Annotated in this window: 14 protein-coding genes and 1 tRNA gene; 11 read left to right on the top strand and 4 right to left on the bottom strand. The window is 30.5% G+C overall.

All coding sequences use genetic code 11. The features are described 5' to 3' along the window. Positions 1-12 precede the first annotated feature (12 nt). The gene (locus EU91_RS00760) at positions 13-486 is read left to right on the top strand and encodes a low molecular weight protein-tyrosine-phosphatase (protein ID WP_032525102.1); all 474 of its coding nucleotides are present in this window, start codon (positions 13-15) and stop codon (positions 484-486) included. Positions 487-488: 2 nt separating this feature from the next. Here the strand turns inward: EU91_RS00760 and EU91_RS00765 are convergent, their stop codons facing one another. After that, positions 489-2,021 carry a bifunctional pantoate--beta-alanine ligase/(d)CMP kinase gene (locus tag EU91_RS00765; protein ID WP_032525101.1) on the bottom strand — a complete coding sequence of 511 codons (1,533 nt, stop codon included), beginning with the start codon at positions 2,019-2,021 and terminating at the stop codon, positions 489-491. Positions 2,022-2,119: 98 nt separating this feature from the next. On the opposite strand from EU91_RS00765, the gene purM reads away from it, so the two are divergent. The 3 genes from purM to EU91_RS09560 all read left to right on the top strand — a co-directional run bounded on the left by purM (position 2,120) and on the right by EU91_RS09560 (position 4,095). After that, entirely contained in the window at positions 2,120-3,163 is a 1,044-nt protein-coding gene (purM, locus tag EU91_RS00770) for a phosphoribosylformylglycinamidine cyclo-ligase (protein ID WP_032525100.1), read from the top strand. Between the two features lie 133 nt (positions 3,164-3,296). Beyond that, positions 3,297-3,941 (top strand): hypothetical protein, encoded by a 645-nt coding sequence (locus tag EU91_RS00775; protein WP_032525099.1) that lies wholly within the window; start codon positions 3,297-3,299, stop codon positions 3,939-3,941. Then, positions 3,928-4,095: a hypothetical protein gene (locus EU91_RS09560; RefSeq protein ID WP_193741646.1), complete on the top strand. Its 168-nt coding sequence runs from the start codon at positions 3,928-3,930 to the stop codon at positions 4,093-4,095. The genes EU91_RS00775 and EU91_RS09560 overlap by 14 nt, the downstream gene beginning before the upstream one ends. A 209-nt stretch (positions 4,096-4,304) precedes the next feature. Here EU91_RS09560 and EU91_RS00780 read toward each other — a convergent pair. Continuing rightward, positions 4,305-4,375: transfer RNA gene (locus EU91_RS00780), tRNA-Cys, on the bottom strand. On the opposite strand from EU91_RS00780, the gene EU91_RS09100 reads away from it, so the two are divergent. Together EU91_RS09100 and EU91_RS0108880 are read left to right on the top strand one after the other, a co-directional pair. Beyond that, on the top strand, positions 4,340-5,647 hold the full coding sequence (locus EU91_RS09100; protein WP_072012909.1) for a lipid-A-disaccharide synthase-related protein: 1,308 nt from the start codon (positions 4,340-4,342) through the stop codon (positions 5,645-5,647). The two genes, EU91_RS00780 and EU91_RS09100, sit on opposite strands and share 36 nt — an antisense overlap. Positions 5,648-5,681: 34 nt before the next feature. Then, complete coding sequence (locus EU91_RS0108880; RefSeq protein WP_032525097.1) at positions 5,682-5,948, top strand: hypothetical protein; 267 nt, start codon at positions 5,682-5,684, stop codon at positions 5,946-5,948. 3 nt (positions 5,949-5,951) lie between these two features. On the opposite strand, the gene EU91_RS00785 is transcribed toward EU91_RS0108880, so the two are convergent. After that, positions 5,952-6,587, bottom strand: a complete 636-nt coding sequence (locus EU91_RS00785) for a ribonuclease D (RefSeq protein WP_032525096.1) — start codon at positions 6,585-6,587, stop codon at positions 5,952-5,954. 152 nt (positions 6,588-6,739) lie between these two features. Between EU91_RS00785 and EU91_RS00790 the strand changes: the two genes are divergently transcribed. Further along, entirely contained in the window at positions 6,740-7,297 is a 558-nt protein-coding gene (locus EU91_RS00790; RefSeq protein WP_032525095.1) for a cofactor assembly of complex C subunit B, read from the top strand. A 28-nt stretch (positions 7,298-7,325) separates the two neighbouring features. Here EU91_RS00790 and hemF read toward each other — a convergent pair whose 3' ends face one another. Continuing rightward, a complete protein-coding gene (gene hemF / locus EU91_RS00795; RefSeq protein WP_032525094.1) occupies positions 7,326-8,354 on the bottom strand; it encodes an oxygen-dependent coproporphyrinogen oxidase in 1,029 nt (342 codons plus the stop codon). 156 nt (positions 8,355-8,510) lie between these two features. On the opposite strand from hemF, the gene EU91_RS00800 reads away from it, so the two are divergent. From EU91_RS00800 to EU91_RS00815, 4 genes are all read left to right on the top strand, one after another. Beyond that, entirely contained in the window at positions 8,511-9,581 is a 1,071-nt protein-coding gene (locus tag EU91_RS00800) for an Mrp/NBP35 family ATP-binding protein (protein WP_032525093.1), read from the top strand. Between the two features lie 3 nt (positions 9,582-9,584). Further along, positions 9,585-10,853, top strand: a complete 1,269-nt coding sequence (gene rodA, locus EU91_RS00805; RefSeq protein ID WP_032525092.1) for a rod shape-determining protein RodA — start codon at positions 9,585-9,587, stop codon at positions 10,851-10,853. Further along, positions 10,853-12,217 (top strand): sensor histidine kinase, encoded by a 1,365-nt coding sequence (locus EU91_RS00810; protein ID WP_032525091.1) that lies wholly within the window; start codon positions 10,853-10,855, stop codon positions 12,215-12,217. Before rodA ends, EU91_RS00810 begins: the two co-directional genes overlap by 1 nt. Positions 12,218-12,337: 120 nt before the next feature. Continuing rightward, the gene (locus tag EU91_RS00815) at positions 12,338-12,760 is read left to right on the top strand and encodes a photosystem I reaction center subunit II PsaD (protein WP_002807018.1); all 423 of its coding nucleotides are present in this window, start codon (positions 12,338-12,340) and stop codon (positions 12,758-12,760) included. Positions 12,761-12,788: the final 28 nt, after the last annotated feature.

Here is a 12,788-nt window from a genome sequence, read left to right as displayed (position 1 = left end):
ATTTGAAATCATATGAAAAAAATTTCTGTTCTTTTTGTATGTTTGGGAAATATTTGTAGGTCTCCTGCAGCAGAAGCTATCTTTATACGTCTACTTGAAAAGAAGGAATTAACCGATGGCTTTATTGTAGATTCTGCTGGAACTGGGAGTTGGCATATTGGAAAAAAAGCTGACTCTAGGATGAGAATTGCGGCAGAAAGAAGAGATATAAACATCTTAAGCAGAGCTCGTCAAATTACTAGCAAAGATTTTGACGAATTTAACTATATTCTTGCGATGGACGACTCAAATTTTAGAAATATTAAAGATCTTAAGAATAGAACAGCTGCAACTGATTTTGCATCAATTAAAAAAATACAAGATTTTAGATCAGTTTTTAATGAGCAAGAAGTTCCTGACCCATATTTTGGAGGTGATGAGGGCTTCGATTATGTCCTTGATATTTTAGAAGACTCAGTAAATGGTTTTTTGGAAAGTATTTCTTGAATTTATTTGATCTCAGTCTCTTTGGGAATCTTGTCATTATAAAGATCAATAATTTTATCCACTACCTCAGTAATTGAATATCCATCCGTAATAATTTCTATTGCGTCATTCGCTTTTATTAGAGGTGAAATTTCCCTATTGGAATCTTCAAAATCTCTTTTCTTTATAAGTTCTTTTAATGTATGAAGGTCTATTTCTTGTGAGTCTTTACTATTTTTATCAGATTTTCTTCTTTTTGCTCTTTCATCGATGCTAGCAGTTAAAAATATTTTAAGTTCTGCATGAGGAAAAACAGTAGTTCCTATATCTCTTCCCTCAGCAACAAGTCCTCCTGATTCTCCAATTTTTCTTTGTTCTTCTACTAAGAATTTTCTTACTTCTTTTATTGAGGAAATTTTAGAAACGATGGAACTTATTTTTTGCGTCCTAATTTCTTCAGTAACACAGTAGTTATTAACATAAACATCCTGATGTGAATTTGTATTCGACTTAAAAACAATAGAAATATCTTGAAGAATATTCTGTAATTTTTTTTCTTTTTTATAATCAATACCCTTTCTTATCATAAGCCAACTCAATGCCCTATACATTGCTCCAGTATCTAAATATAAAAGTTTAAGTTTCTTCGCTATTAACTTTGTTACTGTACTTTTACCTGACCCTGCAGGGCCATCAATTGCAATAATCGGCCTTCTTTTCATTAGAAAAACGTGATCAATTAATCTTGTCTCTCCACATCTTATCGCACCAGCTAGTAACGAAATATTATCCTCAAATTTTGCTTTTTGGAGTGTATGAGGGTGTAAATGTTCTAAATATTCAATTGAAATTTTTTTTGCTGATAGCTTTTGAATTATTCCGTTTAAATTGATTTTTTTTTCTTGTTGAAAATTTTTTTTTGCTTCTAATAACTCACTTGAAAAAAAACTAATCAATTTTCTTTCGTTTTTTGATAAATGTACGTTACGTGAACTTAAAGGAATTCCATCAAAATCTCTTTGTGTAGGAATAGATTTAATAGCAACATTTAATTTCTCTCTTATAACAAGATTTTTTAAAATTAAAAGTTGTTGCCAATCTTTTTCTCCTAAGTAAAGATTTTTTGGCTTGATGAGATTAAGTAATCTATAAACTACTGTACAAACACCATCAAAATGTCCAATTCGATTTAATCCACATAATGCATAAGATAATTCAGTTGGAGCTTTTAGGAATTTAATATTTTTATTATTAGGTGGATATATATCTTCATTACTTGGTATGAAGATAGCATCTGCGCCATTTGAAAAGGAGATTTTTATATCATTTTCAATTGTTTTAGGGTAATTCTCTAAATCTAACTTGTTATCAAATTGAAGTGGATTAATAAAAATACTTACTAAATTAACATTAGAATTGTCATTTTTTGCTGTTGATATTAGTTGTACATGTCCATTGTGAAGATTACCCATTGTTGGGATGAAGTTAATTTCACTATTTATATTTTTCCTCCAATTTTCTAATTCTTCAGTTTTCCTTATGATTACTTTCTTCACTTTGTTTTTAAAAAATAAATCTATTTGATAAATAATTACTGGACAAAAGCAATCTTAGGAGGAATATCTATATAGTGAAAGTCTATCATTTTTATTTCATGGATTACAAAACATCAGGTGTTGATATAGAAGCTGGGCGAGAATTTGTTTCCGAAATTCAACAGGCAGTTGAAGGAACTCATACATCTAATGTGATTGAGGGTATTGGTGGGTTCGGAGGTTTGTTTAGAATTCCTATCGATAGTTTTAAAAAACCAGTTCTTGTTTCAGGAACTGATGGTGTTGGAACAAAATTAGAATTAGCACAAAGTAAAAACTTTCACTTTGAGGTTGGTATTGATTTAGTTGCTATGTGCATGAACGATATCATTACTAGTGGGGCAAAACCTTTATTTTTTCTGGATTATATTGCTACTGGTAAGCTTGATAAGAAACAATTATTGAGGGTTGTTCAGGGAATTTCACATGGATGCGGAGAAAACAACTGTTCATTACTCGGCGGAGAAACTGCTGAAATGCCTGGATTTTATTCAAAAAATAAGTATGATCTTGCAGGATTTTGTGTTGGAATAGTTGATGAGGATAAGCTTATTAATGGTAAAAAAGTATCTGAAAATGACTTAATAATTGCTTTAAAAAGTAATGGAGTTCATAGTAATGGATTTAGTTTAGTAAGAAAAATTATTCAAAATAATAATCAAATAGATAAAGAATTTGAAAAATTTTCTCACTTAAATTTTTATAATGAGTTATTGAAACCTACAAAAATTTACAATAATGTGATTAACCAAATGTTATCTGAAAATATAGAAATTAAAGCAATGTCTCATATTACTGGAGGAGGAATTCCAGAAAATTTACCAAGATGTATGCCTTCTGATTTTATTCCTTATATCAATACCAGTTCTTGGGAAATACCTACTTTATTTAAATTCCTTAAGGAGAAAGGATCGATTCCTGAAAAAGATTTTTGGAATACTTTCAATCTTGGAGTGGGATTTTGTTTGATTATTGATAAACAATTTAAGGATGCGATATTAAGTATCTGTAAAGATCATAAAATAGATAGTTGGGAAATTGGAAAGATAGTTCGAAAAAATGATTCAAAAATTAGTAAATTTTTGCCAGAAATTTTAACTTAAATTTTTTTATCTTTTTAAAATGAGTTTTAAAAAATAATTTTTTATACCCAAATGAAAAAGTTAGGTGTAATATAATAAAATTACCGCCGAATAATATCGGAAGTTTAAGTATTTAGATTTAACCCTTTATTCAATGCCATTTGCAAATAATCAAAGAATTACACGTAGACGTAGTTCAGCTGGCCCTACACCTCCAAAAAGACCAATAGGTAATAATTCTGAATCATTTGGTAGACAGGCTCAAGGCCCAAGACCAACTTTCTTGACACTAAGGGATCATGGAAAAGTTTTTGTGGCTGATTTACCTAATTTGTCCGATGGTCAATTAGCGCATATTAGTAAAGAAGCTAATGAAGTTTTAAATAGTTTGGAAAAAAGACTTAGCGATCTTGAAAATGAACCTAATGTTAGTAATCCTGAAAACGATACTCTGATAAAAGCCTCTACCAAAAGAGATGTCACACTTAGATTTATTAAATCAATAGAAGAAGAACAAGAACATAGAAAGAATAATCCTGCTTTACGAGATGCTGCATCTGAATCGTTACCCAGAACTTTTCTTGAAGTTGCTAGACATAGATTGCCTGGAGCAACTTTTGATTCACTCCTTAGAGAGGCTCTTGAAGCTTGTGCAGTTGATGAGAGTACTAAAGAAAATCAAGTTATTGATGAGCCTAAAGAAACTGTAAAAATTATGGATATACCCTCTTCCAACACAAATGCTTCACTTGTTGTTAGTATCGATTCAAGTGATGATTCCAAGAATGACTCTATTTGATTCAACACAAGAGTTAATAAGTTTTAAAGACCAAAATAATTCAAAAATTAACCTTTCTTTAGATAAAGATCCCATTTTATGTAATCATTGCAAAAGGACTGCATCAAATGGTATTAGATGTTTAGGGATGTGTGTAGCAGATAATGATTATTAAAATAATTCAAATTTATAAAAATAATCTGATGAAAATAAATTAATAAATTCATTTAGTTTTATTTATTAATGGATTTAAGGTATTATTTATCCATAATAAATACAAGATTATTTTTCTATATATCAATAGGTAATTGAAACTTTATACTCTTTATTTGAAATTGAAGTTTTTCGAAAACCTCATAATTAAATGCGTAAAAAAATTAAATAAGGCGGCACCCAGATTCGAACTGGGGATAAAGGATTTGCAATCCTCTGCCTTACCACTTGGCCATGCCGCCGAAAAAGATTCGATTGAGTCTTTTTATGATCTTAACAGTAAGGAGTCTCATTCTCTGTTATTTATATGCAATGGTCATGGAGAAGATGTAATCGCGTCGGAAATAATAAAAAGATTACTAAAAAAATTAAAAAATAAAAATATTGAAGTGTTGCCTTTAGTAGGAAATGGAGATGTATTTAATTCCATAAAATCAAAGAAATTTAGTAAAATAGGATATTTAAAAGAGCTGCCTAGTGGAGGTTTTAGTAATCAAAGTCTGAAGGGATTTTTGCTTGATTTGTTTGCAGGATTTTTAATCGATAATTTAAGAAATTTTCTACTTGTAAAACAGAAGTCAAAACATAAATGCAAAATTATCGCAGTAGGCGATTTCTTGCCATTACTTTACGCTTGGAGTTCAGAATGCGAATTTAGTTTCATTGGAACTCCCAAAAGTGATCATACTTGGAGTAGTGGCCCTGGGTGGGATTTAAGCGATTTTTATCATAAGTTGAAAGGTTCTGAATGGGATCCATGGGAAATGTTTTTAATGAAATCTTCAAGATGTAAAAATGTAATTATGAGAGATAAAATTACAGCTAATAATTTGAATAAAAAAAATATTGACGCAAAATACTTGGGTAATCCAATGATGGATTTTGTGAATTCAAAAAACAAGAAGATAGCAAATATTATTTCTTTTAAAAGGATTATTTTATTAGTTGGGAGTAGATACCCTGAAGCTCTTAAAAATCTTGATAATTTTCTTAATTGTTTGCAAGATTTTGATTTATCAAAGGATTTGGTAATTCTTTTGCCTTTAAGCATTAATGCGAATGTGATTCAAATTCAAAGTTATTTAAATAAATATGGTTTTATCAAACAGAATAAAGTTAAATTTCTAATTGATGAAGATTCAGTATGGAAAAAGAAAAATCAATATGTAGTGATTGGAAAAGGTAAATTTAATACATGGGCCAATATGGCAGAAATTGGCTTGTCTAATGCAGGAACTGCTACTGAGCAAATTGCTGGGCTTGGAATTCCATCTCTTTCTCTACCGGGATCCGGACCACAATTTACAAAAACATTTGCAAAAAGGCAATCAAGATTATTGGGAGGTAGTGTTTTAGTCTGCAAGAACAAAACAATTCTTTTAAAACGTTTAAGTTTACTTTTGAAAGGAAAAGACGAAAGGTTAGAACAAGCAAAAATTGGAAAAAAAAGAATGGGGGAATTCGGAGCAAGTAAGAAAATCGTAGATGCCATAAACCTTCATTTGTTATCTTAGTAAATGGCAGTAGCTTTTAATTATTAATTCTTTTATGTATCCAATAAATGATCGGCAATATCTAAAAATTTGTGCAGAGATTGCAAAACTTATGAGTATAAGCTTATCTTCTGCTAAGAAGAAAGTAGAAATTCAAATTGCAAAAGAAGGCTCGAAAACTATTCAAGAAAAAATACAAGTTGCTCAAAGTGTCTTAAAAATTTGTGAAAAAAATGATGGAGATAAACTTAGTTCATCAAGAATACTTGATAAGCTTATGGAAACTCTTGATGGTGAAGATAATTTTTTAACTGAAGATTGAATCTTAATGTTCAAATATATTTGAGAATTTTAGTATGTCTAAATCTGCATGTACAGAAACTGTTTCGAAACATTTTTTTGCTAATTCATATCTATTCTCTCTTTCCAAGATAACTTTTAATTTATGCATAGCTTCAATTAAATATCTAACATCATTTGCTGCATAATCTAATTGATCTTTTGTTAAATCTTCGTTGCTACCCCAATCACTACTTTGAGAGCTTTTGTCCAGTTCTATACCTAACAATTCATTAATTAAGTCCTTTAAACCGTGTTTATTTGTATAAGTTCTCGCTAACTTACTAGCAATTTTTGTACAAAAAATATTTTTTGTTTTAATCTCAAGATTGCATTTTAGAGCTGCTACATCAAATCTCGCATAGTGAAATATTTTCGTAATTTTGTCATCTTCAAGAAGTGATTTTAAATGAGGTGAAGAAGATGTATTAAGTTCGATTTTTATACAGGATGTTCTTTTAAATTCATTGCATATTTGTACTAAACATAGTCTATCTCTACCATGAATTAAACCCATTGCTTCAGTGTCAATAGCCAGGTAGGATGATTTTTTGTAAAGATTGTATAAATCTGGTGTTAAATCGTTATAAAGAAGATCAATATTTTTATTTTCAGTAGTCATTTTTAAAAATTATTTAAAGATTAAGAATATTAATTAAGATTTTTTAATTAAGAGTTTTTATTTAATAGGAATATTTTACAGAATAAATCTAAAAATTTATAATATGATGTAACTTTAATTTTTATTCTCGAGTTACTAAAAAAAATTATTTAATGTCCTATTCTTTAAATTCAACATTATTGCTGACAATTCTCTTGGCCATAGGATTATTTTTTTTTCTTAGGGCTTCCAGTAAAGATAGGACAACCATCGTTGAGATTTCATCTTCTCAACAGCCAGTAAAGGTTTTAAATGGTTTATGTGAATGGCTTAATTTGAGGGGATGGAAGCAAACAGGAGGAGATTTTGAACAAAGAATTTTAATATTCAAAGGTCAAGTTGTTTCTAGTAAATTTTTAGCAATTTTTTTAGGTTTTCTTGGAGGTTTTGGTTCTTGTGCTTTGGGATTAGTAATTATACAAATATATCCTGAATTAGGTTGGTGGCCTATTCTTTTGGGATTAATTGGTGGCCCTTTGTCTGGAATTGTTTATTTTAAAAAATCAGCAAGAGAGGAGAAATTTGAATTAAGGTTGATCAACGAAAATGAAAATGATTCAACTTTCATGAGACTTAGAGCGCATAGGGATGAATTAATCTCTTTAGAAAATGAACTTGGAGAAAAACTTCAATTGAAAAGTGACGGCTCTTTATTTAAAACTCCTATTTAAGATAAGTAAAAGATAAAATTTATAATTTCTAATCAAAAATATCATTATCCTTACAGAATTTTTCTAATTCCTTATCTTTTAACCAATCTTGTGGCTTTGTAAAAATTGATGTAAGAAATTCTTCTCTAGAACCCTTTATAGCTTTATATCCATACTCCCATCTGGCTAAAGGAGGTAATGACATTAATATTGATTCAGTTCTTCCGTTTGTTTGTAATCCAAAAATTGTACCTCTATCCCACACTAAATTAAATTCGACATATCTACCTCTTCGATATAGCTGGAATTCTCTCTCCTTCGATGTATATGTTTTCGAAGCTCTTTTTTCAATAATGGGTAAATATGAAGGGAGAAATGCCTGCCCGCAGTTTTCTGCTAAGGAAAATAAATTATCCCAATCAAGATTAGATTTTCCAATATTTTGTGAATTTTTTGATGCCTCTCCGTTTTGATTATTTCCTCTATAAATATTGCCTGAACCATCTTGATAATCATAAAAAATACCTCCTATACCTCTAGATTCATTTCTGTGCTTCAAGAAGAAATATTCATCACACCATGGTTTGAAAACTTTATGCAAATTTTTATCAACTTTCTCACAAGCTTTTTTATGCTCTCTATGAAAATTTCTCACATCTGAAAGATAAGGATAAAAAGGAGTTAAGTCTGCACCTCCACCGAACCACCAAACAGGTCCAGCTTCGAAATAACGATAATTCAGATGAACAGTAGGAATATATGGATTCTTAGGATGCAATACCATAGAAGTTCCTGTCGCAAACCATTCATGACCTTTTGCTTCGGGCCTCTGAGAGATGATTGATTGAGGTAATTCTTTCCCCTGTACTTCAGAAAAATTTACTCCTGCTTGCTCAAAAATAGAACCGTTTTTCAATACTCTTGATCTTCCACCACCACCTTCGTCTCTTAGCCAGGATTCTTCAACGAATTTCCCTTTACCATCTACATTCTCAAGGCCTGAACAAATTTTGTCTTGTAGACCTAATAAGAGATTTTTAGTTTTTTCTCTCGAGTTTTTAGGAGGTTCTTTGAACATGTATTTAGAAAATCTTAAAGAAAAAATTTTTGGTTAATTATAAGTTTCCCTTTATAATTTCTCTTAGGGGGTCCTTATTTCCTATTATTTGATAGTTCGACATAGTTCTTAATCTTTCTAACAGTCGACTACCTTGTCAAAATATTTAAAAATTTAATGACCACAATAGAAGATGCGAATTATGCTTTACAAAAGGTTCTAGATACTGGATCAAAGAAAAATGTAATTGAATTAGCTTGGATTAAAAACGTAAGAGTAACTATTCCAAGAGTAATCGTAACACTATCATTGCCATCATTTGCAAATTCTCAGAGAGATAGAATTGTGAATGAGGTTCGTAAAGTACTACTAGATTTTAAAGATATTGATGATGTTCAAATAGAGATAGATAATAATCCTTCAGTAAAAGAATCTAAAACTGAAAGTAATGGTCCTGAGTTACAGCAGATTGATGGTATTCGTCATATCATCGCTGTTAGTAGTGGTAAAGGTGGAGTAGGGAAAAGTACTATTGCAGTGAATCTAGCTTGTTCTTTAGCTAAATTAGGTTTAAAAACTGGGTTGCTGGATGCGGATATTTATGGACCTAATACACCCTCAATGATGGGAGTTGCAGAGCAGAATCCAAAGGTTACTGAAGGTAGTGGTAATGATCAAAGGTTAATCCCAATCAATAAATATGGAATTTCATTAGTTTCTATGGGTTTCTTAATAGAAGAAGGTCAGCCAGTTATCTGGAGGGGACCAATGTTAAATAGTATTATCCGTCAATTTCTTTACCAAGTTGAATGGAATAATCTTGATTTTTTGGTTATTGACTTGCCCCCAGGAACAGGAGATGCTCAAATCTCTCTCTCCCAATCTGTTCCTATTTCTGGAGCTATTATCGTCACAACTCCACAACAAGTGTCCTTGCAAGATGCAAGGAGGGGATTAGCAATGTTTAAACAACTTGGTGTGCCGCTATTGGGAGTTGTAGAAAATATGTCAGTATTTATTCCGCCAGATATGCCAAGTAAAAAATATGAAATTTTTGGTAAAGGTGGTGGACAAACATTAGCTAAAGAAAATGATTTACCTTTGTTGGCACAAATCCCTATTGAAATTCCTATTGTTGATGACAGCAATAAAGGAGTACCAATCTCAATAAGCCAACCAAATAAGGAAAGTTCTGTTGAATTTGTTAATTTAGCTAAATTAATTAAAAATCAATTTGTTTGTAGTTAATTGATGTTAAGGAGAATTTCTTTATTAAATAAAAGAGGTTTTTTACAAAAAAAAGACAACTTTAGTAGAAAATTTTTATTTTCTCCACTCCTTTTAATTCCTCTTTTTCTAGTTATTATTTCGGGGTTTTTAATAAAAAGTATTCAGGATGGTTTTTTAGCATCTAATTTTTTTAGCCATGTCTTAACAGGTTTTTTAGGCTATTTTTTGGCATTTTTTATTTCTTACATACCCTTAGAGAGAATTAGAAAGTATCTGATTCCATTCTATTTGTGTACTTTAATCTCATTATTTCTAATTTATTTTTTTGGGATCTCAGTTTCTGGAGCTCAAAGATGGCTAAACTTAGGAATATTTTCTTTTCAGCCCTCAGAAGTCGCCAAATTAAGTACTGTATTAGCTCTTGCTTTAGTACTCGAAAAAAAAATAATTTCAACAATAAGAGATTTAGTATTGCCCTTATTAGTAGTTATTGTTCCTTGGTTATTAATTTTTTTTCAACCAGACCTTGGCACCTCTTTAGTTTTATTGGTTCTGACAGGTGTAATGCTCTATTGGTCGCAAATGGCTATAGAGTGGATTTTGATATTAGTTTTTTGTCTTGTAACATCAATATTATATTTATCCATACCAAATCTTCTTATTTTCTGGATCCTATTTATAGGATATCTTGCTTATAGATCTTCGAAAAGGAAAATTATTTTTTCTTCTCTCGCAATGTCGTTGCACTTATTGGTGGCAAAATTGACACCAATTTTGTGGCAATATGGGCTCAAAGACTATCAAAAAGATAGATTAGTTTTATTTTTAGATCCAAATAGAGATCCCTTAGGTGGTGGATATCATTTAATACAGAGTCAAATTGCAATTGGTTCTGGCGGACTTTTTGGGACTGGTTTGTTAAAAGGTAAGCTCACTAATTTGCAATTTATACCAGAACAACATACTGATTTTATTTTTAGCGCTCTAGGCGAAGAGTTGGGTTTTATGGGATGCATAATAGTTTTATTTTTGTTCTTTTTTTTGATTAAAAAACTTATTAATACTGCATCAATTGCCCGGACTGACTTTGAATCTTTAGTAGTTATTGGAATCGCAGCAACTTTTTTATTCCAAATAATTATTAACTTATTTATGACAATTGGATTAGGACCAGTTACTGGAATTCCCCTTCCTTTTATGAGCTATGGCAGAACGGCATTGGTGATTAATTTCATATCTATTGGATTTGTTTTATCTATATTGAAACGTTCAAGATCATTAAGAAGTTGATGAAATCACAAATCACTATTAAAAACATTCAAGACCTTTTGATTAAAGGAGTTCAAAAAATATATGTTGATGATGAAACATCTCGAAGAATGTGGTGGGCTTCTTTAGAGGTTATTCAAAAAGATTTCTTATCTCAGAATTATAAAAAGGGAGGTATTTGGGTTGCATCGCCTTTGCCTGCTCTAAATGAAAAAAAATTTTTTAATCAACTTCATGGCTGGCTTTGGGCGCCTGAGGGCTTTCCTTATTTTCAGAATGAAAATGCAGGTTTTTTACCAGGCAATAATTCAGATAAACTAAAGAAAGATTCCGATATAGTTAGTAATTATAAAGTCCTAAATCTAGGCCAAAAAGATGGTTATGAACCTTTTTTGATGATAATCACTCCAAATTTTCAATGCATATTATCAATTGCAGGAGAAAAAGATAAGAAAATTTTATTAATGAAGTGTGATGAAGAAAGCCTAAAAATTTCAATTGAATTAATGCATGCAAAATTAAATCAAGAAAATTACGATGAAGGAGTTAAATTTCGTAGTGCAATAAATAATTTAGGGAATTTGAGTATTAATAATCAATTTGAAAAATTATTTTGGCCGATATTATCGGCAAAATTAGCGAATTTCATGCCAAAGCATAATATCCAGAATTCTGCAGAAAATTATGAAAAAAATGTCCAGATAACTGAAGCAAAATTATTACGTGCAATTTCGCATGAAGTAAGAACGCCTTTGGCAACAATAAGAACCCTAATTAGTTCTACTTTAAAAAAATATAATATGGATGAATCAATGAGAAATCGTTTAATTCAAATAGATAATGAATGTAATGAACAAATTGATAGATTTGGTTTAATCTTTAATGCAGCTGAATTAGTAAGTAATGAAGTTCCGTCACAAAATAACTTAGCAAAAATCAATTTAGCAGAAATTTTTAAGAAGCTTTCTCCTTTATGGAATAAACAATTAAATCGACGTGGGATTTCTTTAAAGATTGATATCCCCAATCAACTACCGCAAATTTTGAGTGATTCTGAAAAATTAGAGTTAATGTTAAGTGGATTAATTGATAAAAATACTAGGGGATTAAAGGAAGGTAGTACATTAATTTTAGAATTAAGAACAGCTGGTCAAAAACTTAAACTTCAATTAAAAGTACAAAAATTGGATATTAATCATAAAGAAATTCTAAAAAAAGATAATAGTTCCGACATTGGTCCCGTTTTAAATTGGAATCCTCAAACTGGTAGTTTACAACTAAGTCAAAATGCCACTCAAAAACTATTAGCGAGTTTAGGAGGGCATGTTACAAAAAGGCGTGATACAGGTTTGACAGTGTTTTTCCCAATTTCAGATTCAAAATGATCGTGAGAAAGATGTCACATAAGTTATAAATATATTAAATAATGTAGAAAATTCTCCATCAATTTTCAATTTTGCAAAATATGAATGCTAACTTCTTATTATAAATAACTATAAATTAGGATGACTGAAACATTAGTTGGTCAATTTCCAAAGCATATAGGAAGTACTGGGGGGTTATTGAACTCAGCAGAAACCGAAGAAAAATATGCAATTGTATGGAAAAGTTCAAAGGAACAAGCATTTGAATTGCCCACCGGTGGTGCAGCTATTATGCATGAGGGTGATAATTTAATGTACTTTGCAAGAAAAGAACAATGTCTTGCACTAGGTACACAACTAAGAGCTTTCAAACCAAGAATTGAGGACTTCAAAATCTACCGAATTTTCCCAGGTGGAGATATTGAATTTTTACATCCAAAAGATGGCGTTTTCTCTGAAAAAGTTAATGAGGGCAGGGAGAAAGTTGGTCATAATCCAAGGAGAATTGGTGAGAATCCTAATCCAGCTGGGTTGAAATTTACTACAAAGAATACTTTTGATTAACTTCCTCAAAGTTGATATAAAAGAAGAA

The organism is Prochlorococcus marinus str. GP2, assembly GCF_000759885.1.
In the GTDB taxonomy this organism is placed as follows: Bacteria; Cyanobacteriota; Cyanobacteriia; order PCC-6307; family Cyanobiaceae; genus Prochlorococcus_A; species Prochlorococcus_A marinus_J.
This window is presented reverse-complemented; position numbering and strand designations above follow the sequence as displayed.

Coding starts and splice junctions, on each gene's coding strand:
- EU91_RS00800 (WP_032525093.1), top strand. CDS start 8,511: ATGACCACAATAGAAGATGCGAATTATGCTTTACAAAAGGTTCTAGAT.
- EU91_RS00790 (WP_032525095.1), top strand. CDS start 6,740: ATGTCCTATTCTTTAAATTCAACATTATTGCTGACAATTCTCTTGGCC.
- EU91_RS00810 (WP_032525091.1), top strand. CDS start 10,853: ATGAAATCACAAATCACTATTAAAAACATTCAAGACCTTTTGATTAAA.
- rodA (WP_032525092.1), top strand. CDS start 9,585: ATGTTAAGGAGAATTTCTTTATTAAATAAAAGAGGTTTTTTACAAAAA.
- EU91_RS00815 (WP_002807018.1), top strand. CDS start 12,338: ATGACTGAAACATTAGTTGGTCAATTTCCAAAGCATATAGGAAGTACT.
- EU91_RS00785 (WP_032525096.1), bottom strand. CDS start 6,587: ATGACTACTGAAAATAAAAATATTGATCTTCTTTATAACGATTTAACA.
- EU91_RS00760 (WP_032525102.1), top strand. CDS start 13: ATGAAAAAAATTTCTGTTCTTTTTGTATGTTTGGGAAATATTTGTAGG.
- EU91_RS0108880 (WP_032525097.1), top strand. CDS start 5,682: ATGTATCCAATAAATGATCGGCAATATCTAAAAATTTGTGCAGAGATT.
- EU91_RS09560 (WP_193741646.1), top strand. CDS start 3,928: ATGACTCTATTTGATTCAACACAAGAGTTAATAAGTTTTAAAGACCAA.
- purM (WP_032525100.1), top strand. CDS start 2,120: ATGGATTACAAAACATCAGGTGTTGATATAGAAGCTGGGCGAGAATTT.
- EU91_RS00775 (WP_032525099.1), top strand. CDS start 3,297: ATGCCATTTGCAAATAATCAAAGAATTACACGTAGACGTAGTTCAGCT.
- hemF (WP_032525094.1), bottom strand. CDS start 8,354: ATGTTCAAAGAACCTCCTAAAAACTCGAGAGAAAAAACTAAAAATCTC.